Below are 23,983 nucleotides of genomic sequence, written 5' to 3'. Positions count from 1 at the left end.
CGACTTATTCGGGTGCGATTTCGTCCTGTAGAACCATGTTTAGAAAAAACTGCGTTGCGGGGTCCGTTTCTTCATGCTCAACCAAGGCCTCAAACTTTTGGTGCAGCGCAGTTTTGCCCCAATTTCGGGTTGCAACAGCGATTTGCAGGGTCAATTCTGGATCTCTATCCAGAACATCTGCAAAAACCCGTATGATCTCATCCTGGAACTGCGTTTGCGACGAACCAGCGTCGGACAATGCCCGAACCAGAGCCTTCTTGTCATCCCGCGTCTTCCTGCGGTCCTGGAGCGCGAGGCCAATTGCGTTGATCGCATGTAGCCTGTCCGCCTCTATGCCGGCGAGCGCCCACTCATGAGAATGCAAACCACCGGATCTCAAGGATCTGGCAAAGTGCGAGCGGGCAATAGAACGTGCCTGTGGATCGGTTTGTAGTCCCAATAGTCGAATAGCAACGGGCCAGTAGGCAAAGCGGTTCAAGTTATGCAACTCTTCCAAGATCTGGCTGGTTGAAACCCTGCCGCCAACCGGGCGCAAATATGCATAATCTACCCGCCCGATTTCCACCATGGCCATGTCATGCAGAACTTGATCCGGGTGCCACAAATAGTCAGAAAAGAACGAAACGCGTGCGGCGTTGTCAGTTTCTCCCAAACGCCAAAGCCCACCATTGGTTTTTAGTTTTTCAAGAAACTCGCTTCTATCCGAATTCATAACAAAGATGCGGCGCCAAGCCCGCGAAGAATCGCGCCCAGCCTTGTCGTTGAATTCTGGTCCATATGTCAGCAGAACCGTTGTCGTTGGATCAGCCCGGAATGCCCGCCGTGTAACGCTGTCTATGAGAAATGGAATATTGGGTGCGTTACTAAGCTTTTGGTCGCTCCCCTTAAAGACGCGTCGAGTCGAATACTCGAATGGATTTTCTAGTGCTGGACCTGCAAATACAACGACTTCTGCAGCCAGAATTTGATCAGAAATGGATGCCTCCGGCAGTTCAGCACAAACCACGCAAGCATGCACAGCAAGCGGCGCCGCAAACCCGAGAATGCATATGAAAGCTGCAATAGTGCTTCGCATCGTTGGCTCACAGACCCAAAATTCAATTCGCAAGCGTTACTGGTGCATTGAATGTACCAAAAATACACTGCTTTGCGAAACCGCGTTGATACTTGAAGGTCTCTCTTCGACCCTGAGGCTTTGAACAACAGCCTGAAAATGAGAAGAAGACTCGATGTACAAGCTACCAATTCGTTACACTTTATGGCTTGAAGAATGAAGAAGGCAATGCGACGTACTCGTCGCTTGTCGACCAGTTGCAACCTCGAATGAACGTCGACCGTGTCCGCGGCCTGTGAAACGTCTGGTCCAGCTTCGCTGCGCCAAACATCGATGACCAGTTTGCCCGCCGCACAGCAGCGTCCGCAACTTCGTAAATGCAGCAATTTTCATGCGGCGGGCGCGCGCACGAAAAATCGCAAAGACCACCTTGGGCTCGGAGCAGACGTTCACTCAGTCTAACCGAACATCTGCTCAGCGGACAAAACTGACCTTGGAAATTAGGTGGCGATTAATACTTCTCCCTCTATTTCCATTGCAAACCCAAGAGGTAACCCAGACACACCAATCGCAGAGCGAGCATGACGGCCTATATCTTGACCGAAAACTTCGATCACAAGGTCGCTGAAGCCATTCACAACAACATGCTGCTCCGAATATCCCGGTGCAGAAGTTACCATTCCGAAAACACGGAGCCATCCTGTTATTCGCGACAATTCGCCGATTTCCGTCTTGATATTCGCGAGCACAGTCAGCGCCACTTCGCGAGCTTCTCTATATGCTTGTTCTGTTGTTAAATCAGCCCCTACTGTTCCGAATGGGCCGCTCAGACTGCCATCTACTGCGCTTTTGGGGTGCCCCGAAAAAAGGAGACGATTTCCTCTGATGTTCACAAAATCAAATGGCAGGACCAAGCCCTTGGGCAGCTTGGTAGGCTGCGGCAGTTTTAAACCTAATTTTTCTAACCTATCTTCTGGTGTCGACATACTTACTCCTCAACTCAATGAACTACTTAAGCTCAATTCAATATGAAATAGTATGTCTTCTTTGACGTAAACGCAGCACACTATTGCTCGGCGGTCGAGCAAGCGTCCGCAGAGCGCTCATAGTGAATGCGAAAGAAATTTTCCGTGCGTTGTGCTAGAATAAACCTGAAAAACTTGCGAGGGGGGCAACGTGGAGCAACGGTTGCGTGTCTGGCTGAGCCGCCTTGGATTAGAAAGTTATGCTTCGTTGTTGGAAGAAAACGACGTCGACCTTGAGACTCTGCGCCATTTGAATGATGAGGATTTGAAAGAGCTTGGTTTCAGCCTTGGGCACCGGCGTCGCCTGCTTGCAGCGGTTTCGCCAGCGATAAAGCCCGTAAAGAAAGGCGCGATTGACAATGCAGCACCGGAACGTCGGCTGCTCACTGTACTTTTCGTTGATATTGTGGACTCCGTTGTTCTCTCCAGACAGCTAGATCCTGAAGAGATGCGAAACTTGGTCACAAAATACCAGTCGGCAGTCGTCTCAGCTGTTCTTCGGTATCAAGGCTATGTTGCCAAGTTTCTCGGCGATGGTGTTTTGGCGTACTTTGGGTGGCCCGAAGCGCATGAAGACGAAGCCGAGCGAGCAGTTAGGGCAGCAAAAGACGCCTTTGCTGCGATACGGGAAATTCAATCGCAAGACGGACGACAACTCCAAGCTCGCGCTGGTGCAGCAAGTGGGGAAGTCGTTATTGGCACGATAGTAGGCGACGTCATGAATGATGACGCCGCAATTATCGGTGCAACGCCGGGTTTGGCTGACAGGCTTCAACGTTTGGCGCGGCCAAACGAAATTGTTGTTGGCCCACTAACCCGCCAACTCTTGGGGCGCCGCTTCGAAGTGGAAGACATTGGTCAGCATGAATTGAAAGGGTTTGACGAGCCTGTTCAAGCTTGGCGCGTAGGCGCAGAAACAACGGTCGAGACGCGTTTTGAAGCATCTAGGTTCCAAGGGTCCACACCATTGGTTGGCCGAGCTGCGGATCTGCAAAGTATTCGTGATGCATGGCAGAAAGCAAAAGCAGGATCCGGTCAGGTGGTTTCTTTTACCGGAGATCCGGGCATCGGCAAGTCGCGACTGGTAGAAGAAATGCGGCGCGAAATCTCTGGAGACAGGCGTTTCGGCTATCGTTATCAATGCTCTCCTCATCACACCAACGATGCCTTTTTTCCATTGATCACTGGAATGCGGAGAGCTGCCGGGATCGCAGAACAGGACACGGTAGCGGCACAACTTGAAAAACTAGAGATCATACTGGGGCTGACGGATGTCCCGTTGGTCGAAAGCGTACCTCTGATCGCGTCGCTTTTAAGGGTTGAAACTGAAGGTCGCTACGATGACCCGAATCTCCCTCCGGTGCAGTTGCGCCGCGCGATAATTAGGTGCCTGATAGATCAAGTACTTCGTATGAGCGCGCAGCACCCGATCATCATAGTTATCGAAGACATCCATTGGGCCGATCCGTCGACTCTTGAACTGCTGCAAGACATGATTTCTGAGGCCACCAAAGCACCAATCATGCTATTGCTAACGTACCGACCGGAGTTTCAACCTAATTGGAGCGACTGCGGCTATTGGCGTGAGATTGTCCTTAGTCGGGTCGGTCGTCGGCAATCTTTGCGGATTCTAAACTCCGTTTCTGGGGGAGACGTGAGTGAGGAAGCGGCCGCGCAAATTGTTAAGCGCGCCGATGGCGTGCCGCTCTACATTGAGGAACTGACCAAGGCATTTCAAGAGGCGGGGTTGAGTAGTGGGGATGTTGTTCCCGCCACTCTTCACACATCTCTTTCAGCACGCCTCGATAGGCTTGGGTCGGCAAAGTCGATTGCTCAGATTGGGTCCGTTATTGGACGGGAGTTCGAGCACGAAGATATTGTGGACTTGTCGAGAGAAGTAGACTTGGATTGCTTGCAGGCGCTTGAGAAGCTCGTTGACTCGGGATTAATACTCCGCAGGGGCGTTCCGCCAACGGCAAGCTACATGTTCAAGCACGCCCTCGTCCAAGATGCCGCCTATTCGACCCTACTAAAAAGTCGACGCCAAGAGCTACACTCAGCATTTGCCGATTTACTTGAAAGCAAAAGTGATAGCAGAGCCGACGAGGCCGCAGGAATCGTGGCGCATCACGCTTTTCATGGCGAAGATTGGCCGCGTGCTTTCCGGGAGTTTCGCAGAGCAGGCGAAGACGCGGTTAATCGCTCGGCGCTGCGCGAAGCGGCAGGCCAGTTTCGTAGGGCACTTGACGCTCGTAAAAAAATTGAACTGGACGCTGAAACCGCGAGAGCAGCAATCGATACGAAATTTGCGCTTCGGAATGTTCTGTGGGCGCTGGGCCAATTTGCCGCTATATTGGAGCCACTAGACGAGGCTGAGAAGTTGTCGCTGACCTTGCAAGACGATGTGCGTCTCGGTTGGGTTTCCGTTTATCGTGGAGCAAGTTTGTGGCAAGTCGGACGTTCGGCGGAATCCAAGGCGGCCGCTGAACGCGGGCGAGACATTGCTCGGAATTCTGGTGATCGGTCGCTAGAAGTTGCGGCTGATTTCTACCTTGGTTGTACATTCGTAACCTCCGGTGAACTGCGCACAGCCGAGAGATACTTCGAACGTGTCGTTTCAAATCTGCCTGGTGATGCTGCGCTTGAAAAGTGCGGACTGCCTTTTGCACCTGCGATTATCGCCCGGTCTTGGCTGGTATGGTCTTATGCCGAGCGTGGCGAATTTGAACATTCTTCGCACCACGCAGAGCAAGCCGTCGCGCTCGCGAACCTTCAAGACAACCCTTTCAACCGCGCGCATATTGGTTACGATATTGGCTATTTTCAGATTGTACGGGGAGAGATCGCTGCTGCGCTTGCAACTCTTGGCAACGCGAGTTCAACCATCGACACGTGGGGGCTTACTTACTTATCCCCTTTCACGAACGGTTTTTTTGGTTTTGCTGAAATCTTGGCTGGAGAGGTAGAGAAAGGTCTGGCTAGGCTCGAACAGGCTTGCCATTTGTATGATGACATTGGGCTTGGTTTGTTTAAGTCATTGGTGTTTTCCCAGCTTGCCTTCGGATACCTTAAAGCTGGGCGTATCGAAGACGCATCCAAACGTCTCGGTCGCGCACTCGATATAGCGCGCAGCCGTGGTGAACGTGGTCACGAAGCTTTTGGTTTGTTTGTTATGGGTGAAGTTTTAAGCAATTCAGGCGCCGGTGAAGAATATGACGGGATGAAATGCTTTGAGCGTGCCTTGGAGATTTCCAATGAGTTAGAAATGCGCCCATTGGCAGAACAGTGCGAAAGCGGGCTCAACAAAATTAAATCTAGGTGGGGGCATAACGATGCCGGAGATCATATGAGCCGAGACAACCAAATTTTTGATAAGCTTGGCCATCCAAGTAACAAACGATCCTAGGCGAAGTTACAACCAATCGGTCTTGTCGTGATGTGCGTGTAGTCGCTGCACAATCCGCCGCAAGTGATTGTTTCATTACTGGTCATATTGGGCTTAAGGCCGAAACCACTCCTGTGAGGGTGGTTTCGCTGTCCGCATGTTCGCTTAGGAGTCGGCAATAATACTTAAACTGTGGACGTTAGCATTCCGACTAGGTCGTCAGGCCTATCAACCATTACGTAGTGCCCGCATGGCACCGAAACCACCTTCCACCCCGACTGATGCTGATACCGCTCGAAAAACGGTCGGCCTAACCCTGGACTCCAGCCAGTGGCATAGATGTAGGTCCGCTTTATCATCTCCGCTCCGCCGCTTACCAATTGCATCGGTTGCTCAAATGTCTTGAGCGGTTGCGCGACACTCCGACGATCCACCCACGCACAGTCTGCTCCGTTCACCGAAAAAGCCTCCGCCGGGCCTGGCGCAACTTTGCCATCGACGGCACCAGCTCGAAGCCCTGCCGCGATCTCCGCAGGCAATACGTCCAAGGCCGTCTGCCCATCGCTCGGCACAAGCGCATCGAGATACACAAGCGAATGAATAAGGTCAGGCACCCTGTCTGCGACACCGGTAACAACCATGCCGCCATAGCTGTGACCGCATAAAACAATGTCGGAGAGTTCCTCGCACGCGATTACCGCCAGAACATCCTCGATATGCAAGGCAAGATCGGTTTCGTCACTCACGAGATGAGCGCGCTCGCCCAGGCCTGTCAGTGTCGGGGTGAAAACGTTGTGACCCAACCCGCGTAAAATATTGGCTACGCGTACCCAACACCATCCCCCCTGCCACGCTCCATGGATCAATACAAATGTCGCCACAGCCCGCCCCAGCATCGTCGAAACAAGATAACAGTAGATTTAGAAGGGCCGCTCCGTCCACAACATCGTTTGGTCGGATTTCCTTCCCAATAGTCGCTATCACCTTAAACGCGCCATAAAATCGGCCTAATGCCTCTACTCTTAATCAACGCTGTACAATCCCCGCTCTCAAAGTGATGGTCTGGCAATTTCGTTGATCTCTATACTGCTCCGACCAACTTAGCTGTATCAGGATCAAATGGTTGGTTCTCATGTCGCTTCGCGAGACAGGGTTTTAGGCTCGTACAGCATGTCTAACACTGCGGGCGCACACAGCATAAAACTGAAATAGCTAGGATGGGTTCAGAGCAATCGTCCGCCAACGTCTGTCGGGCATGCGGCCAGGAAAAACACCACCAACAGAAGTTGCGAGGGAAAAAACCGCCGTTCGATGCTTTCAAAAATGAAATGTGCTACCATGAGAGGATTGGGAGGAGATGTTGGATGCTCGATTTCCCTATGCGCATAGCATTTTTTTCTATGGCGTTCGCTTTACCGTCGAACGTCTTTGGCCAGGAACTTGATCCACAAACCGCAGCTGGGAAAGCACTATACGAAGCTGAAACCCATAGAGTTGGCTGCAGGCGATGCCACGCAGCCGATGGAACGGCTGAGGAAGAAGGCAAGTCCTTCATGGCGGAAAGGAGCATTCAAGGAAAATCTGCGGAGGAAATCAGGATCGCAATTATGGCCACGCCAATGATGTGGACAATCAAACTTAGTGAAGAAGAGCTGGTGCAGCTTGCAGCTTACCTTAAGCATCTCCAGGCGGTGGCTAACTTGGAAGACCCGTCGAAGTAATGGATAAAGAGACCTCCCAAAAGTGGATGAGAAGCGGGCCGTATCCAGTTGTCCATTTAGGGTTCGCTGCAAGTGGCATCTGAGATTTTGGGCATGTCTGCTTCGCGGACTTCCCTGTCGTTCACTAACAAAGGTTCTTAGTTAACAATGCCTCCAAAGTACAAGAACTCCAGGCCGGCCCGACCCAATAAAAGCAAAATACCTCCCGGCGACGCCACTCACTTACGTCTCCGGGAGGTAACCAGACAGGTCTGGTGGATGCGTGGGCAACAGAGGTAATACAAGATTGCCACGCATTCGAATACTTGAATCCAAAATGCAACATTTCAAGTTTTTTACGCGTGTAAAGTTACAATTGTCGCGCAATTGGCGTTTGTTCTTGTATTCAGTCTTTCAGACTGTTTCCAAAGCCAGGACAACATGGTCCAACACCTGCTTACATTTTGTGGCTAGTGTTGTGAATTGCATTCATACAAATCTAGCCATAATGCGCATCTGAACACGCTGTTCAGATAGTCTGGACATTCCCGTGTCCAGACTTTGGCCCGCGTCGGCGATCATCCCAGATAAGGCGGCGCGGGCCGTTTAGCGTCCACTGGGACAAGCTGCCCGTTTCTCGAGTGACCACATTGGGCTCGGAGCGGCCATTCATCGCGGTCGGTGCAAGCGACTGCTATGCAGGACAAACCGGGCTTTCATCCGAGTTGAAGTTTCATCCCATTATGACTTGGCACAAAACCCAATGCCTCATAAAAGCGCAATGCATCGTCCCGCCGTTTGTCTGTAGTTAGCTGTACAAGACTGCATTTGCGCTCTTCACATTGTTCAATGGCCCACTGGAAAAACAGACGTCCAATACCGCGTCCACGCAAATCTGATGAGATACGCACACTTTCTATTTGTCCGCGCCATGCGCCTTTTCTTGACAGCCCCGGTATAAAGCTAATCTGCATATAGCCGATGACTTCGCCATTGATCTCTGCAACCGCCATCATCTGGTTGTGGTCTATGGTAATCGCTTCGAATGCCGCCAGATAATCTGGTCCGACTATTTCACTTTCACGCCCTCTCCCAAGACCATCGTCAGCAATCAGAGATACAATGACGCTCAAATCTTCACGCTTTGCGGTTCGGAAAACTACTTGATTGTCCGTCATTTGGACCGCGCTCCATCATCATTCAAATCATTCGACAACGGGTATCAGAGTATTCAGAAATTTGAGAATCGGTAAATATGGGCTCGGAGCGGTCACTCGTTAAGTCGTGACGGATTAGTACTTTGCGGACAATTCGGAAGTAAACTGTATTTGAAAGTAAGGTACATCTTTCAGCGGAGTAGGTATTTACGATGAACATTTTTCGGCGGACTGATTGGGCCTCAGGCGAAGGTTGGAACGGAAAACTCGAAGGGCACAACGCCGGTACGGGTATTTCATTTCTTTTTAATGAAGTGACCGAATCCGGGAAAGGACCGCCATCGCACAAACATCCCTACGATGAAGTGTATCTGGTACGTCAGGGGCAAGCCAAGGTTACTGTTGGAGACGAAGAGGCAGTTGTGAACGAAGGCGATATCTTGGTCATTCCAGCTAATACGCCACATAAGGTTTTGACATCAGCTACAGGACCCATTGAGATTATCAGCATCCATGTGTCTGGCAAGTTTATGATGGAAATCCTGGAATAGGCTACGTCCCATTCCGAAAAGTGGGTCTAGGGCTCGGAGCGGACTTCCAACGTGCGCGCTGTGAGCGACTGCTTGGCAGTCTCTCCGGCCGCTCGTGTACAAGTTAACCGGAGGCTGGTCTCATAAATTGGAGGTAGGTTTGCCGCAGCGCGACCGCCCATGGCGGCGATTCTCGTGCTATAATAGGGAAGGATGGGTACCGGAACTTCATTGCCAGGCCAGGTTCGGAGGATCGTCAGCCATGCCGGATCACCAGATCGCAGCACGTCCGCAGCATGGCAGCGTCTTGCAGTTGGCCGTCGCGGCTCTTGCTTTTCTCTCGGCCCTGCTGCTGGCGGGGTCGAGGGCCGATGCGCAACTCTGCCGCTCTTTTTTCGGCGCTGGTCTGTCGGACGCCATCCTTGCAGAGATCGGTCCGGCGACCTGCGAGGTCGGTTGGTCGAACGAGGCGGGGTTGCCGCCCTTCATCGGACGTCACCGGATCATCCATCCGACCAGTTGGCTGCACGACCAGACTGCGACCCGGCAACAATATGTGGAGGCAGCCGCGCAAGCGGTCGACGATGCGATATCCATGCTCAACGCGCTCGGCCTGTTTCGCGGTCAGAGTTTCGACACGACCCTGCTGATGGGTGCGGACGAGTTGAGCGCAGCGCTGGCCTCCAGTCCCGCTGCAGTCGGCGATTTCTGGCCGGATGAGGCGGGAGGCTCGGTCTGCCCTGCATTTTCCGGCCATTGGCAAGTCACCAGGCGGTTTTCACCTGATGAGTTCAAGTTTGTAATCGCCCACGAACTCTTTCACTGTTTTGCGTTGTGGAACTACAACGCCGAAATCAGCGCTGATGTCGACCGTTGGTGGATGGAAGGCATGGCACATTATTTTGCCCATGTCCTGTATCCGACGAAAGATGTTGAGCACCGCGACGCGCCCGACTACTCGCCCGGCCTTCCCGTATTCAGGCATAACCGGCTTTCGCTGAGCTATTCGACTGTGGCGTTTTTTCTCTGGCTGGAATTGCGGGGGCAGAACGGTTTGATCTTCGACACGATGGCACGGCTCGACGAGGCTAGAGATCCGGTTTACTTCCACGAACTGCTCAGCGGCTGGCCGGATATCGCGCCGAACTTCCACGGATTCGCGCAGCAGTTCTATTCCGAAGGCTTTGTGGAAGTGACGGGCAGCAGGGTGCCGATCGCGCAACCCGACCCATTGCCTGCTGAGATAAATGAGGTCGTGCCGGATTCCCGCGGAACGCTTGAAATCTTCGCGCAGCCATTTGAGATCCACGCAGAGAGATTCACTCTGGACGGTGGGCGCGCCTACGATATCTCGGTCGGCGAAAACGAGGTTCCAGGTCGCTACCATGTGCGCATCGCGAGTGGCGACTGGCAGGCCATGCCGGATTCGATCATCACCAGGTGTAACGAGGAACAAGACGTCACGGTTCTGGCGACCAGCACCGCCTCGCCTTCCGAAGTGCGGGAGGAGCCCTATACGCTTGATATCGAACTCCGTTGGGAGCCGGCAGGGGTTTGCGCATGCCCCTTCGATCCCGCGCCCACAGCCCTGATCCTGCAAACACCCTCAATGTGCTCGGCAGAAGCAGCGATCGACCGCTGTCTGATCGGTCTCTGGTCGCTTGCGCCCGGATCCTATCGGGCAGATCTGGAACGGATGGTGCCTGGCTCGGTGCATTCCGCTGAGGCTGTCGCTAATATCGCGATTTCCGAATCCGGCCTGGCAGAGGGCTGCATGCACGCCTCGGCTCATATCTCGGCGCCTTCAGCCTCGGACGGTCCGCCAGTCGACGTCAAGACCACGATGGCCGTGACTAGCACACATCAGTTGTCCTCGACCGACTCGGGCGAGCTTTGCGTGACGGAAGTGAGGTCGATCTCCTCGGTCGATTCAGTGGCTACCGTGCTGGGTCAGACGCTCCGAAACTCGACGGCAGGCTCGCCCTTTCCGTTCACCTTACGCTCGGACTACAGCTGCGATGCCGAAAATCTGCGGCTTCGGATCTATCCGCCGGGTGTGGATTATATCGAACACGAATTCATCCGCGTGGACTGAGAACAGATCATCGAAGCGGCCATTCAACTTGCTCGCTGAGAGCGACTGCTCTGCGGGACAAAGCCGTCGTTAGCTACATTGCAGCACGTTTAGATTGAGTGAACGACTGCTTGAGCGGACTCAATCTTGGTCTTGGTTAGCGGATCGAGAGTTTCAAGCGGGTCTCAGTTCAGACATTGAAACTTCCAACTGATGCGACGCTTTAGCTATTTGAAGCCGATAGTGAGCGTCAGCTCGGCCTCTTCAGAAGGTTGGTGCGAGCTTGGCCGTACATTGCGGAACCGGTGTGATAAATCAAACCTGAGCTCGAAAAAGGCGGGGTACCTTATTTCAAGTAAGCCCTAAACTGAACACAGTTGATTTCAGAGTGCTGCCTTGACGGGCGTACTTCCATTGATGATGGTTATTTTATGAGCACTTTGAGAACATTTTTGCTTTCAAATCTGTGCATCCTGGTGTCTTCCGGATTGCTCTATGCAGAAAGTGGGATCGTAAAGTCCTTTGCAGGTTGCGCAGGGCGCTTCTCGGCTGAAATGGAACACGCGTGGCTTTTGAACGATCCAAAAGCTCAGGACTATGAACTGCGGCGCGGCGGATTTGTCTCGTTGCTGGAAGCGACTACGACAGCGGACAATGCAGAATTTGTCCTGGGCCACAGGGTGAATTCCAAACACGCGCACGCACGCTTGCTACAAACCGCGACCTTTGCTTCGGATGAGGTGAAAGCAAGTGCGGCGCGCCGAGCTGCCAATCAGTATTTGGATCAATGCAACCTGTTGATCCTAGGCGGCGCTTGAAGACTGCTTCGCTGCATCGCCGCATTATTGAGCGTGACACGCTGCGCTGCCGCAAAATTAGGCAGTACCATCAATCAATCCAAGAACTCGGGCTTTGAGTCTCTGAGAGCTGCAGAAAACTGCCTTAGCACTGTGTTGTGCCGCAAGACGGCTCGGAACATGTGCGAAGGTGCCCGGCCTAGGAACCTGAAGACGCCCTCGCACACCGCAATTATGCGTGGGGGGTATATGGGACGTTTCGGCGCCCCGAACAACCCTGCTGCGCATCGCACAAGAGGAAATGCTGATGCACACCAAACTTCTCACCACAACCGCTGCAGTCCTGTTGGCCAGCTCTCTGCCTGCACTGGCCGATTGCCCGATCAAGGTTGGCGTCCTTCATTCGTTGTCCGGTACGATGGCCATTTCGGAAACCACGCTGAAAGACACGATGGAAATGCTGGTCGAACAGCAAAACGAAGTCGGTGGTCTTCTGGGGTGCGAGCTTGAAGCTGTCGTTGTAGACCCAGCCTCGGATTGGCCGCTGTTTGCCGAAAAGGCGCGCGAATTGCTGACAGTGCACGAAGTTGACGTGATCTTTGGCAACTGGACTTCTGTTTCCCGTAAATCCGTCCTGCCCGTAATCGAAGAACTGAATGGCCTACTGTTCTATCCGGTTCAGTACGAAGGCGAAGAAAGCTCGAAAAACGTATTCTACACCGGAGCAGCGCCAAACCAGCAGGCAATCCCGGCCACTGATTATTTCCTGGACGAGCTGGAAGTTGAGAAATTCGCGCTGCTGGGAACCGATTACGTCTATCCGCGGACCACGAACAACATCCTCGAAAGCTATCTGAAGCAGAAGGGTATCGCGGAAGAGGATATCTTCGTCAACTACACACCCTTTGGTCATTCGGACTGGTCCAAAATCGTGGCCGACGTGGTTGCGCTTGGCGCGGACGGCAAGAAAGTTGGCGTGATATCGACGATCAATGGCGACGCGAACGTCGGTTTTTATAAGGAACTTGCAGCCGCAGGTATCTCGGCTGACGACATTCCGGTTGTGGCCTTCTCGGTTGGTGAAGAAGAACTGGCTGGTCTTGATACCAGCAACCTTGTCGGTCATCTGGCGGCCTGGAACTATTTCCAATCGGCCGAAAGCGATGCAAACGAAGCGTGGGTCGAAGCTTGGAAAGCACGAATGGGTGACGAGCGTGTGACCAACGACCCGATGGAGGCCCATTACATCGGCTTCAACATGTGGGTAAACGCGGCAACGGAAGTTGAAACCACGGGTGTCGACGCCGTTCGGACCGCCATGTACGGGCAGGAGTTCCCGAACCTAACAGGTGGTACGGCCGTAATGCTACCGAACCATCACTTGGCCAAACCGGTCCTGATCGGCGAAATCCAGGAAGACGGTCAATTCGACATCATCAGCCAGACCGAAGAAGTTCCGGGCGACGCCTGGACCGACTATCTGCCTGAATCCGCCGTTCTCGTGTCGGATTGGAAAGAGCTTGGTTGCGGTATGTACAACACCGAAACCGAAAGCTGCGTGCAGATCAAGTCCAACTACTAAGGTCTTAACCCGAACTCCTCGGGGCGCGCGAGTTGCGCCCCGAGACTCAATACAAAGGTCTTCCTCAATGACGCTTCCGTTCAGGTGGGCAGTACTTGCCCTGCTGGTTCTTTCGGTGCCTACGTTTTTGCAAGCGCAATCCGCAGACGCCCCTGTGCAACAGGTTTTGCAGTCCCATGCGGACGTAATTCAGAAATCCTCTCGCAAAACGATTGGCCCAGCGATTGGTGCGTTAGCGCAAAGTGGACTGCCGGAAGCGCAGACCGTTCTGGAACGTTGGCAAGCCAAGGACATGTGGTTCAACAAAGAAACCGGTCTTTTTGTCTTTGCCTCAAAGGCCGACGGTGGGTTGCAGATTTTCGATGTATCTGGCGGGGCCGAGATCGGGGTTGTCGACAGGAAGGAATACAAACAACTCAAGCCCAATTCTGGAATTCGCGGGTTGATCGCGTCTGCGCTGGTGCAGTTTCAGCTGAACGATCCCAATCCCAAGAACCGCGACGCCGCATTGACAGCAATTGAGCGAGATGCCGAAGCGTCGCATCTGTCCGCACTGCGTGCTTCCATCGAAACGGAACAAGATGCCAACCTCAAGGCGCGCAAAGACCGGTTGGAGCGCTTGCTGACCATTCGCTTTGATGAGGATGAAGCCGCAAGGCTTGCTGCAATTGACAGGTTTGCCGGCGATCTGGGGGTCGATGTCCGGGCAACGCTCAATCCGCTGGTTTCCTCTAAAATCAAGGTCGCAGACGAAATCCCGGATGGCGCGGTTCGCATTGAGGTTGGATCAGACGAGCTAACGCAGGACCAAGCCTATGGCTTACTTGTCGCGAATGGGTTGGCACCGGAACCGGTAGATGCGGTAACAATTAAGCAGACTCTGATCGCCAACATAAACGGCGATACCGTTGCTGGTGTTCAGGTCGCGAGCCTTGACGAGGACGCCGCACGAGAAGCCGCGTATCAGGTGTTGGCTCAGCAAGGCCTTGCGGCCCCACTGGTGGCACAAGCTGACGTTGCTGAAGCCGTCCAAAACCATAAGTTTTTCAAGGTTTACGTCTCGGCGCCCCTACCCATCGCCCTTGCTGCGCAGGCTGCTTTGGACAACATCGAAACACAAGTTGCTTTGAACCAGACAGCCGATCTGGTGTTGGATGCGCTGTCTTTGGCCTCGATCTACTTCCTTGCAGCAATTGGTCTTGCAATCACCTTCGGGGTCATGGGCGTGATCAACATGGCCCATGGTGAGTTCATCATGATGGGAGCCTACACCGGCTATGTGGTGCAGTTGTTTATTCCTGACCTGACGCTTTCGATCCTTGTGGCAATTCCCTGCGCATTTCTCGTGACATTCGGGGCCGGAGTTCTGCTGGAGCGACTGGTCATTCGGTGGCTGTATCACCGGCCGCTAGAGACGTTGCTGGCAACCTTCGGCGTTTCTGTTGCATTGCAGCAACTGGCCAAGAACATCTTTGGCACGCAGGCGCGTCCTCTGACGGCTCCGGCATGGTTGGACGGCTCGATGGTGCTGAACGACATCGTATCGATCAGCTACATCCGCATTGCGATCTTCTTTCTGGCACTGCTGTTTCTGGCGCTGTTCCTTATCGTCATGAACCGAACAAGGCTGGGCTTAGAGGTGCGTGCCGTAACCCAGAACCCCCGCATGGCGTCCTCAATGGGAATTAACCCGGATCGGATCAACATGCTGACGTTCGGCTTGGGTTCGGGCATCGCGGGCATCGCCGGCGTGGCCATCGGGCTTTACGCCAAAGTCACGTCCGAGATGGGATCTGACTTCATTGTGCAGAGCTTTATGACGGTGGTCGTTGGTGGCGTTGGCAACATCTGGGGCACGCTGCTGGGCGCGACGATGGTCGGAACGCTGCAAAAGGGGATCGAGTGGTTCAATCCGTCCAATACCCTGGCGGCGCAGACCTACATGATCCTTTTCATCATCCTGTTCATTCAATTCCGACCTCGCGGCATTATTGCGCTTAAAGGTCGGGCGGCGGAAGCGTGATATGGTTGACATGACCTCTACGGCCGAGCCGATATGCAAGCCGCTGGTGCTGCGCTATCCCTCTGTCGCGATCTTTCTGATCATCCTGACCCTGTTTGCGGCGGTCATCACCGTTTTGGGCGAAGGGTTTGGCATCGGGCTGATTTCCACCAGTTTTATCAAGACGCTGGGCAAAACGCTGTGCCTGTGTCTTGCAGCGCTCGCGATGGATCTGGTGTGGGGATACACAGGTATCCTGTCGCTGGGGCACATGGCGTTCTTTGGAATTGGCGGCTACGCCATCGGCATGTGGCTGATGTACGCCCGCACCGAGATTATCGTTGTCGACAGCCTCGCGACCTCTGCCTTGCCGCCGACAGCACAAGAAATTTCGGATGGTATCGCCACCCAGATTTTCGGCGTTGTCGGCGCATCAGAGTTCCCCCCGATCTGGGCTTTCGCACATTCCCTGCCGCTGCAACTGGCCGCTGTCGTACTGGTGCCCGGTCTGCTGGCGCTTGTTTTTGGGTGGCTGGCGTTCCGCAGTCGGGTGACTGGGGTTTACCTGTCGATCCTGACGCAGGCGATGACGCTGGCGCTGTCCCTGTACCTGTTCCAGAACGACAGCGGGTTGCGCGGGAACAACGGCTTGTCGGGGCTACAGAACCTGCCGGGGTTGGACTCGGTGCCGCAATCAACGGTTTCAATACTATTTTTTTGGGCATCGGCGCTGGCGCTTGGGCTCGGCTACCTCGTCTGCGCATGGGTGGTATCCGGTAAATTCGGATCGGTCATTCGCGCCATTCGCGACGATGAAAGCCGGGTTCGGTTCCTTGGATATTCGGTCGAAGCCTACAAGCTTTTCATCTTCACCTTCACCGCCGTGATCTGCGGTATCGCGGGCGCCTTGTACTACCCACAAGCGGGCATCATAAACCCGGCCGAGATAGCGCCCATTGCGTCAATCTACTTAGCCGTTTGGGTGGCGATCGGCGGGCGTGGACGGCTGTACGGAGCAGTGATCGGCGCGGCCTTTGTCTCGTTGCTATCAACCTGGTTCACGGGAGGCCAGGCTCCAGACATCTCGCTTGGTTTCTATACGATCCAATGGGTCGATTGGTGGACTATCCTGCTTGGGTTTTCGTTTGTCGCGGTCACGCTGTTTGCGCCCCGTGGCATAGGGGGGCTGATCGACAAGTTTACTAAACAACGCGCGCCTGATCGCCATGGTGCCAACCTGGGGCCAGACCTTGGATCGCTGCGCGAAAAGGAGGCGAACGAATGAGCACGCTTCTGGAAGTCTCTGGCGTTTCCGTCTCCTTCGACGGTTTCAAGGCCATCAACAATCTGACGTTCCAGATCGGCCCAGCCGAAATGCGGGCGGTCATCGGCCCGAACGGGGCTGGAAAGACCACGTTCATGGACATCATCACAGGCAAAACCAAGCCGGACGACGGTCATGTTCTCTGGGGCGAAATGTCGGTCTCATTGCTTTCGATGAGCGAAAGCCAGATCGCCCAGGCCGGAGTGGGACGAAAGTTCCAACGCCCGACCGTATTCGAAGATCAAAGCGTCCGCGAAAACCTGATGCTCGCCCAAAAAAACAAACGCGCGCCGCTGGCTGTATTGCGGTTTCGGGCGCGTCGGAAAGATCATGACAAAGTCGCCGCCCTTGCCGAGGAAATCGGACTGCAGAGCGCCTTGGACCGCAAGGCCGGTGAACTCAGCCACGGGCAAAAGCAATGGCTCGAGATCGGGATGCTGCTGGCCCAGGATCCGCAATTGCTGCTGGTGGATGAGCCTGCGGCCGGGATGACCCCGGCAGAGCGCAAACATACGACCGACATCCTTGTTGCAGCGGCCAAAACCCGAGCCGTGGTCGTCGTGGAACACGATATGGAGTTCGTCAGCCGCCTCCACTGCAAAGTAACTGTTCTGCATGAGGGGTCAGTTCTGGCCGAAGGATCGTTGGACCATGTCACCCGGAACGAAAAAGTAATTGAGGTTTATCTTGGCCGCTGAACTTCTAAACATCTCCGATCTGACCCTTCACTATGGAGGCAGCCAGATCTTGAACGGTGTCGACATCACCGCGCGTCAGGGTCAGGTGACCTGTGTCATGGGCACCAATGGCGTTGGAAAAACAAGCCTGTTGAAAGCGATGTCCGGCTCGCATCCCCGCAGCGGTGGCGACTATGTGCTGAACGGCGAAAAAATCGGCAATGTCACTTCCTTTGAGCTTGCCAGAAAAGGAGTGGCTTACGTACCGCAAGGGCGCGAGATCTTTCCGTTTTTAACGGTTCGCGAAAACCTCGAAACCGGCTTCGCCTGCCTGCCCCGCAGCGATCACACGATACCCGGCTATATCTTCGAGCTTTTTCCGATCTTAAATGAGTTCCTTTCTCGGCGCGGGGGCGACTTGTCTGGTGGTCAACAGCAACAGCTTGCAATTGCGCGCGCGTTGATCACGAAGCCAAAGATATTGCTTTTGGACGAGCCGACCGAAGGTATTCAACCAAACATTATCAAACAGATCGGGGAAGTCGTTGGGCTGCTACGCGATCAAGGCGAAATGGCCATAATCTTGGTCGAGCAGTTTTTTGAGTTTGCTTATTCGCTAGGCGATGAATTCTTGGTTCTCGAGCGAGGCACCCCTCATCTACGCGGCTCCAAATGCCAAATTGGCAAAGAACAACTAAGGTCCGCGGTATCTGTTTAACGGCATTATAGTGGTTCCGTTTTGCCCTGACATGCCTGACGCACCGCATTTAACACTTCGGACTTATGCACATACCGTCTCTTAGCTCACTTAGCTGTATAGAATGCCGATTACTTGCAGTTTTTTGTATTCCTATGTTCGTGGATCTGGAGCATTTTGGGCTCGATGCGGTGATCTGACTATTTTTATCCGATGACGGCTTTCTGCGTTAAGCGGCCATTCTTCCACTGGACTTGCGGTCCGAATAGAGAGGTACTGTCCATGTCGCGACGCACCCAACACTACGCCGCGCCTTTTGCGCCCGGGTCCCCGGGCTCTCCTCGGTAGCAGGGTTCCTTTCAGCCTGCGTGAACCAAAAGGAGAAGTGCAAATGGCAAAATCATCTAAGCCAAAAACCAAGAAAGAAGACTTATTCAGATGCTGACCCGGAAAGCCGGGGCGGATGCGGCTATGATCAGCGACAAGCTCGGCTGGCAGACGCACACAACGCGGGCGGCGCTGACCGGGCTGCGCAAGGCCGGCTACGAGGTTCTGGGCGAGAAGCCATATGATGGCAAGCCCAAGCGCTACCGGATCTCGGCCATGCCCGCCCAAACTGGCAAGACTGCAGGCGCCGAAAAGACCGATGCCCGGTAAGCCGGATCCGGATCGACCGCTGGCGATTGCCGATTGGCAGGAAGCTTTCGGGACTCCTCCGCCGCCATACCTTTCCGTAGCGTTCATGCGCAAGGCGTTGGCTTATGAAGAGCAGTGCCGCTCTTCGGGCGGTCTACCGGCGGTGACACGACGCAAGCTGCGAAAGATCGCAGAAGGCAAAGGGATTGCACATGTCAGCAGCGGCGACCTTCGATCCGGCGCGTACCTTGTGCGGGAATGGAACGGACGGACCTACCAAGTCGAGGTGACCGAGCGCGGATATCACATGGATGGTAAAGACTGGCCGTCGCTCTCGCCATCGCAATGCATATCACCGGCACGACATGGTCGGGTCCGCGCTTTTTCGGTTTGACCCGCAAGGTACGGGGCGGCACATGAAGAAGATCCGTTGCGCTATATACACCCGCAAAAGCTCGGAAGATGGACTGGAACAGGAGTTCAACTCGCTGCATGCCCAGCGGGAGGCCTGTGCTGCTTATATCGCCAGCCAGAAACATGAAGGCTGGGTTTTGGTGCGAGAACAGTATGATGACGGCGGTCTCTCCGGCGGATCGCTGGAACGCCTGGCCTTGCAGCAGCTATTGGCGGATATCCGGGATGGGAAGATCGACCAGATCGTCGTCTACAAGATTGACCGCCTGACCCGGTCGCTGGCCGACTACGCCAAGATCGTCGATATCCTTGATACCGCCGGCGCCTCTTTCGTCTCGGTCACGCAGTCCTTCAATACGGCGACAAGCATGGGACGTCTGACGTTGAACATGCTACTCAGCTTCGCGCAGTTCGAGCGCGAAGTGACCGCGGAACGGATCCGGGACAAGATTGCCGCCTCCAAGCGCCGCGGTCTCTGGATGGGTGGGCAGGTGCCGATGGGGTATGATCCGGATGGCCGGACGCTGAAGGTTAACGAGTGCGAAGCCGAGACGATCCGAACGCTCTACGCGCTTTACGAACAACACGGGACGATCCGGCAGGTAAAGGTGAAGTCCGACGCTTTGTTACTTCGCACCCGGCGCAGAACACTGTCTTCTGGTGAGATCCGTGGTGGCGGCGCCTTCGACCGCGGGCATATCCATCACATCCTGACGAACCCGGTCTATGCAGGGCGCATCCGACACAAAGATCAAGTGCATGAGGGTCAGCATGACGCGATCATTGCCCCCGACCGATGGGACGCGGTTCAGCTCAGGCTGCAAGGGATGGCTTCCCGAATACGCTTGAGAAAGACGCCGCGCCGCGTGTCGCTGCTCTGCGGGAAGATCTTCGATGAAACCGGAGATCGTCTGACGCCGTCGCATTCACGAACAAAAAAGCGTACCCGTTTGCGCTACTATGTCTCGCACCGGTTGATCGCACGCAGCGGGGAGGAGAACCTTGATGGCTGGCGCCTGCCGGCGGATCATCTCGAGGCCCAAGTCGGCAATCTTGCGCGCCACCATCTCACCAGCCCGACATTTGCAGGGCGCCTCTGCCCACAGTCCGACGCCGGTAAGATCGCCCGGGTTCTCAACAAGCTGACGGACCTGACCTCGGAGCCGGATCGCAAAAAGATCCTGCCGCTCGTGGGACGAATCGACATTGCGCCGGGCAAAGTCATGCTCAAGCTCGATCCCAAAGCCGTCGCGGTTGCTCTGGATATCGACATCGATGCAATGGACGCAATTGCGCTCCAGCTCGAAGCGCCTTTCCAGCTACGGAAGCGTGGCGTTGAGACGAAGATTATTCTGGCCGAAACTCCAGTTGGGAAAGACGAGGCTTTGATACGGAACATTGCGCTCGCACATCACTGGCTGGAGCGGATCAAGGCGGGCGATACCTTTGGCGATATCGCTAGAAACGACGGCATCTCCAAACGACGCGTCCAGCACATGATTGATCTTGCCTTCCTCGCGCCAGATATCATTCACGACGTTCTGACGGGCAAACAGCCCCTCGGCTTTACGTCTGACTGGTGCAAATCGCGAACCCTGCCATCAGACTGGCAGGACCAGCGCGCGCTTCTCGCGACTCTCTGATCCACCAAACCTACACCTGCTACCGCGAAAATGCCGAGCGCAGACTTTCGGAGATTTGCGGCTGTGTGCCGGAACGGTCCACGGTCTGCGCGATTGCGCCACGACGCTAACCCGCAGATAACCCGCGACTATTCAGGGTACATCTTGCACGGTCTGGATATGGGGGAGTGGGTGGCTGGGGTGGTAGGATTCGAACCTACGATACACGGTACCAAAAACCGCTGCCTTACCACTTGGCTACACCCCAACGGTGAGCGGCTATCTACGATTGTTGTTGGCAGGGTTCAAGGGCTTTTGGGGAAAAATCTGAGGCGGTCTCGAAATTATTTTTGGGCTGCGACCCGTCGAGGTTGAGACGACCTTGCTCGGAGGATGGCAAAGCAATCTGTTGTGGCTTTTCGCCGAGCGCTCGCAGGATGTTCAGCGCAAAATGGGCTTGGTGGCTGAAAGGGATAATGCCGTCTTGCAAGCCATAACTCCCTGCACTGCATTGGCAAGTTTGGAACGACCCGGTGGTAAGGACGCGGCTAAGGCAAATTCGCTCTGTCCCGGTATGAATGCCATTATTGCGCGGCACGCGGCAGCCAACGTCCTGTAAAACATCGGGAAGTGATAAACCTCATTGTGTGGCGCCGCCAAATTATCTAGCGTTCAGGTCAGAGAACCTTGTGCTTTGGGAGCTGCCGATGAAACTGAACCCGGACGTGGCTGAGGCCCTGAACCGTCAGATCAACAGCGAGCTTGCTGCCTCTCACACCTATCTGGCGATGGCCGCTTACTTTGAAGCTCAGGAATTGCCGGGCTTCGCCCAATGGTTTCGCGAACAGTCGGCAGAAGAGGTGACCCATGCGATGCGCCTGTTCGACTTCATGGCAAAGCGCGGGGGGCGAATCGAGGTATCGGGCATCGATCAGCCGAAATCGGACTACGGGTCACCGGCCGAGGCGCTGGAAACCGCGCTGCGTAACGAGGAAGCCGTGACCTCCCAGATCAATGCGCTGTTCGAGCTGGCCCACAACGTCAGGGAATTCAGCACGCAGAACATGCTCAACTGGTTTCTGGACGAGCAGACCGAAGAAGAGGATCTGTTCGGGCAGATCCTCGACAAAACCAGGGCGGCCAACGGGGATCGGTGGAACCTGTTGCTGCTGGATCAGGAACTGGGCGCGCGGGGCGGCGAAGCCCCGTCCGAGGCGTAGCCAGCAGCTATTCGCGGATTTCCGACGGATCGACGCCCCACAGGTTGGCTTTCAGGGTCCAGCCGCGATAGCCGCCCGCCGAGATTTTGCACCAATCCAGCGAGCATGTGTCCAGACGCGCCACCACTCCGGTTTCGAAATGCGCATTGACCGGCGAGTCCGGGTCGGGCCGCGCGTAGACCGGCAGCATCTCGGATTCGATCAGAACCGTGCGCACGCCTGAAAGCAGGGCGTAATGGACCCACCCTCCGGCACCGTCGCGGTCCTGAACCTTGCGCCAGTTGCCGTATTCCGCCGTGATCTGCAGCGGCATGCCGCGCCGCTTGAACACCCAGTCGATTCGATGGGTCAGGGATGGCCCGCGGCGCACGTTGCCCTCGGCGGCTTTCATCGAGACATAGCGGGGCAGCGGCAGGTTGGTCACCGGGCCGCGCTTGTCCTGTGCCGCGACCGCGCCCGGCCCCTGCGCAAACAGGAACGCGGTCAGGATCGCCAAACAAAGGCGCTTTACCGGTAAAAGACCACTCACTGACTGTCTGCTCTTGTGCCTGTTGATCTGCTTGCGAAAAAAGGTCGTCTCAATGCCCATGGGGTTCTTGTGCCCCGCCGTATCCTGCGCCACGATGCCATGGCGCGCGAAGGTTTGCAAAGCAGTGGGAGGGCAGAGGTGCCAAGAGAACGTCTGAGTGTTGTCGTTACGCGACGGTTGCCCGAGGCGGTGGAAACCCGGTTGAGCGAACTGTTCGATGTCCGTTTGCGCACGGATGATACCCCGATGACCCGCGATGAACTGGTCGCAGCGGTCAAAGAGGCCGATGTGCTGGTGCCCACGGTCACGGATACGATTGATGGCGGTCTGCTGGGGCAGGCCGGCGAAAACCTGCGGCTGATCGCCAATTATGGGGCCGGTGTCGACAATATCGACGTGGCGACGGCACGGCAGCGCGGCGTGCTGGTGTCCAACACGCCGGGTGTTCTGACCGACGACACCGCCGATATGACCATGGCTCTGATCCTGGCCGTTACCCGGCGCATCCCCGAAGGGTTGGGCGTGATGCAAAAAGGGGACTGGACCGGCTGGGCCCCCACCGCCTTTTTGGGCGGCAGGATCGGCGGACGCCGGTTGGGCATCCTTGGAATGGGCCGCATCGGGCAGGCCGTTGCGCGCCGGGCCGCGGCGTTCGGGATGCAGGTGCATTACCACAACCGCCGCAGGCTGCGCCCCGAGACCGAGCAGGAGCTCGAGGCGACCTATTGGGAAAGCCTGGACCAGATGGTGGCGCGGATGGATGTGATTTCGGTCAACTGCCCGTCGACGCCGTCGACGTTCCACCTGATGAACGCCCGCCGTCTGAAGCTGATGAAGCCCTCGGCGGTGATCGTGAACACTTCGCGGGGGGAAGTGGTGGATGAAAACGCGCTGACCAGGCTGATCCGGTCCGGTGACATCGCCGGGGCGGGGCTGGATGTCTACGAGAACGGCATCAACGTCAATCCGCGCCTGCGGAACCTGCCAAATGTGGTGCTGCTGCCCCATATGGGCTCGGCAACCCTGGAAGGGCGGATTGAGATGGGCGAGAAGGTGATCATCAACATCAAGACTTTCGAGGATGGCCACAGGCCGCCCGATCAGGTCGTTCCCGCGATGTTGTAGGCTGATCGCGCCTTCGTCGAGGGCGCAGGGGGGCGTTATGCAGAGGTATGAGGGCGGATGCCGGTGTGGGGCCGTGCGGCTGTCGGCAACCGGACAGCCCCTGCGGGTTGGCATGTGCCATTGCCTGGACTGCCGCAAGCATCATGGTGCCTTGTTCTACGCCGCTGCCGTTTTTCCGAAGGACAGGGTGACCGTCACCGGTGAACCCCACAGCTATGCCGGACGGTTCTTTTGCCCCACGTGCGGGTCGCCCGTATTTGCCCGGTCCGGGGATGAGGTCGAGGTGCATCTTGGCACGCTGGACGAGCCAAACCAGCTGCAACCGAGTTACGAAAGCTGGGTGATCCGGCGCGAGGCGTGGTTGCCTGCATTTCCCGGAATGGTGCTCTATCAAACTGACCGCGACTAGACCCGACATCAAGGGCGGGGAGCC

At 55.4% G+C, this 23,983-nt stretch carries 22 protein-coding genes and 1 tRNA gene; 16 read left to right on the top strand and 7 right to left on the bottom strand.

The genetic code is table 11. The features are described from left to right. Nucleotides 1–4 precede the first annotated feature (4 nt). Both ACR0EZ_RS09960 and ACR0EZ_RS09955 read right to left on the bottom strand, forming a co-directional pair. Nucleotides 5–1,108, bottom strand: coding sequence for a hypothetical protein (locus ACR0EZ_RS09960; protein ID WP_480612594.1), 1,104 nt, complete (start codon nt 1,106–1,108; stop codon nt 5–7). A gap of 446 nt (nt 1,109–1,554) precedes the next feature. Next, entirely contained in the window at nt 1,555–2,040 is a 486-nt protein-coding gene (locus ACR0EZ_RS09955) for a RidA family protein (protein WP_480612593.1), read from the bottom strand. A gap of 190 nt (nt 2,041–2,230) precedes the next feature. On the opposite strand from ACR0EZ_RS09955, the gene ACR0EZ_RS09950 reads away from it, so the two are divergent. Continuing rightward, nucleotides 2,231–5,485, top strand: a complete 3,255-nt coding sequence (locus tag ACR0EZ_RS09950; RefSeq protein WP_480612592.1) for an adenylate/guanylate cyclase domain-containing protein — start codon at nt 2,231–2,233, stop codon at nt 5,483–5,485. 164 nt (nt 5,486–5,649) lie between these two features. On the opposite strand, the gene ACR0EZ_RS09945 is transcribed toward ACR0EZ_RS09950, so the two are convergent. After that, nucleotides 5,650–6,360 (bottom strand): alpha/beta fold hydrolase, encoded by a 711-nt coding sequence (locus tag ACR0EZ_RS09945; RefSeq protein ID WP_480612591.1) that lies wholly within the window; start codon nt 6,358–6,360, stop codon nt 5,650–5,652. A gap of 468 nt (nt 6,361–6,828) precedes the next feature. Here ACR0EZ_RS09945 and ACR0EZ_RS09940 point away from each other — a divergent pair, with 468 nt between their 5' ends. Continuing rightward, on the top strand, nt 6,829–7,185 hold the full coding sequence (locus ACR0EZ_RS09940) for a c-type cytochrome (RefSeq protein ID WP_480612590.1): 357 nt from the start codon (nt 6,829–6,831) through the stop codon (nt 7,183–7,185). Nucleotides 7,186–7,880: 695 nt separating this feature from the next. Here the strand turns inward: ACR0EZ_RS09940 and ACR0EZ_RS09935 are convergent. After that, the gene (locus ACR0EZ_RS09935) at nt 7,881–8,342 is read right to left on the bottom strand and encodes an N-acetyltransferase family protein (RefSeq protein ID WP_480612589.1); all 462 of its coding nucleotides are present in this window, start codon (nt 8,340–8,342) and stop codon (nt 7,881–7,883) included. Between the two features lie 191 nt (nt 8,343–8,533). Here ACR0EZ_RS09935 and ACR0EZ_RS09930 point away from each other — a divergent pair, with 191 nt between their 5' ends. The 11 genes from ACR0EZ_RS09930 to ACR0EZ_RS09880 all read left to right on the top strand — a co-directional run bounded on the left by ACR0EZ_RS09930 (nt 8,534) and on the right by ACR0EZ_RS09880 (nt 20,697). Then, complete coding sequence (locus ACR0EZ_RS09930; protein ID WP_480612588.1) at nt 8,534–8,872, top strand: cupin domain-containing protein; 339 nt, start codon at nt 8,534–8,536, stop codon at nt 8,870–8,872. A 241-nt stretch (nt 8,873–9,113) separates the two neighbouring features. After that, on the top strand, nt 9,114–10,946 hold the full coding sequence (locus ACR0EZ_RS09925; RefSeq protein ID WP_480612587.1) for an ImmA/IrrE family metallo-endopeptidase: 1,833 nt from the start codon (nt 9,114–9,116) through the stop codon (nt 10,944–10,946). A 410-nt stretch (nt 10,947–11,356) separates the two neighbouring features. After that, nucleotides 11,357–11,743, top strand: coding sequence for a hypothetical protein (locus ACR0EZ_RS09920; protein WP_480612586.1), 387 nt, complete (start codon nt 11,357–11,359; stop codon nt 11,741–11,743). A 286-nt stretch (nt 11,744–12,029) separates the two neighbouring features. After that, a complete protein-coding gene (gene urtA / locus ACR0EZ_RS09915) occupies nt 12,030–13,304 on the top strand; it encodes an urea ABC transporter substrate-binding protein (RefSeq protein ID WP_480612585.1) in 1,275 nt (424 codons plus the stop codon). 67 nt (nt 13,305–13,371) lie between these two features. Further along, nucleotides 13,372–15,327 (top strand): urea ABC transporter permease subunit UrtB, encoded by a 1,956-nt coding sequence (urtB, locus tag ACR0EZ_RS09910; protein WP_480612584.1) that lies wholly within the window; start codon nt 13,372–13,374, stop codon nt 15,325–15,327. A 10-nt stretch (nt 15,328–15,337) separates the two neighbouring features. Continuing rightward, a complete protein-coding gene (gene urtC, locus ACR0EZ_RS09905; RefSeq protein WP_480612761.1) occupies nt 15,338–16,591 on the top strand; it encodes an urea ABC transporter permease subunit UrtC in 1,254 nt (417 codons plus the stop codon). Beyond that, the gene (gene urtD / locus ACR0EZ_RS09900; RefSeq protein ID WP_480612583.1) at nt 16,588–17,328 is read left to right on the top strand and encodes an urea ABC transporter ATP-binding protein UrtD; all 741 of its coding nucleotides are present in this window, start codon (nt 16,588–16,590) and stop codon (nt 17,326–17,328) included. Before urtC ends, urtD begins: the two co-directional genes overlap by 4 nt. Continuing rightward, nucleotides 17,318–18,025: an urea ABC transporter ATP-binding subunit UrtE gene (gene urtE / locus ACR0EZ_RS09895; RefSeq protein WP_480612582.1), complete on the top strand. Its 708-nt coding sequence runs from the start codon at nt 17,318–17,320 to the stop codon at nt 18,023–18,025. The genes urtD and urtE overlap by 11 nt, the downstream gene beginning before the upstream one ends. Before the next feature lie 411 nt (nt 18,026–18,436). After that, nucleotides 18,437–18,661, top strand: coding sequence for a DUF3489 domain-containing protein (locus tag ACR0EZ_RS09890; protein ID WP_480612759.1), 225 nt, complete (start codon nt 18,437–18,439; stop codon nt 18,659–18,661). Next, nucleotides 18,651–19,034 carry a DUF2924 domain-containing protein gene (locus tag ACR0EZ_RS09885; RefSeq protein ID WP_480612581.1) on the top strand — a complete coding sequence of 128 codons (384 nt, stop codon included), beginning with the start codon at nt 18,651–18,653 and terminating at the stop codon, nt 19,032–19,034. Before ACR0EZ_RS09890 ends, ACR0EZ_RS09885 begins: the two co-directional genes overlap by 11 nt. 22 nt (nt 19,035–19,056) lie before the next feature. Next, a complete protein-coding gene (locus tag ACR0EZ_RS09880) occupies nt 19,057–20,697 on the top strand; it encodes a recombinase family protein (RefSeq protein ID WP_480612580.1) in 1,641 nt (546 codons plus the stop codon). A gap of 172 nt (nt 20,698–20,869) precedes the next feature. On the opposite strand, the gene ACR0EZ_RS09875 is transcribed toward ACR0EZ_RS09880, so the two are convergent. Both ACR0EZ_RS09875 and ACR0EZ_RS09870 read right to left on the bottom strand, forming a co-directional pair. Next, nucleotides 20,870–20,944, bottom strand: a tRNA-Gln gene (locus tag ACR0EZ_RS09875). A gap of 15 nt (nt 20,945–20,959) precedes the next feature. Next, nucleotides 20,960–21,166, bottom strand: a complete 207-nt coding sequence (locus ACR0EZ_RS09870; protein ID WP_480612579.1) for a hypothetical protein — start codon at nt 21,164–21,166, stop codon at nt 20,960–20,962. A gap of 217 nt (nt 21,167–21,383) precedes the next feature. Here ACR0EZ_RS09870 and ACR0EZ_RS09865 point away from each other — a divergent pair, with 217 nt between their 5' ends. After that, nucleotides 21,384–21,896, top strand: coding sequence for a ferritin (locus tag ACR0EZ_RS09865; protein WP_480612578.1), 513 nt, complete (start codon nt 21,384–21,386; stop codon nt 21,894–21,896). A 7-nt stretch (nt 21,897–21,903) separates the two neighbouring features. On the opposite strand, the gene ACR0EZ_RS09860 is transcribed toward ACR0EZ_RS09865, so the two are convergent. Then, nucleotides 21,904–22,425: an SH3 domain-containing protein gene (locus ACR0EZ_RS09860; protein ID WP_480612577.1), complete on the bottom strand. Its 522-nt coding sequence runs from the start codon at nt 22,423–22,425 to the stop codon at nt 21,904–21,906. Between the two features lie 138 nt (nt 22,426–22,563). Here ACR0EZ_RS09860 and ACR0EZ_RS09855 point away from each other — a divergent pair, with 138 nt between their 5' ends. Further along, nucleotides 22,564–23,550 (top strand): 2-hydroxyacid dehydrogenase, encoded by a 987-nt coding sequence (locus tag ACR0EZ_RS09855; RefSeq protein ID WP_480612576.1) that lies wholly within the window; start codon nt 22,564–22,566, stop codon nt 23,548–23,550. 37 nt (nt 23,551–23,587) lie between these two features. Beyond that, nucleotides 23,588–23,959, top strand: coding sequence for a GFA family protein (locus ACR0EZ_RS09850; RefSeq protein WP_480612575.1), 372 nt, complete (start codon nt 23,588–23,590; stop codon nt 23,957–23,959). Nucleotides 23,960–23,983: the final 24 nt, after the last annotated feature.

Source organism: Ruegeria sp. AK4 (assembly GCF_056541025.1).
This window is presented reverse-complemented; position numbering and strand designations above follow the sequence as displayed.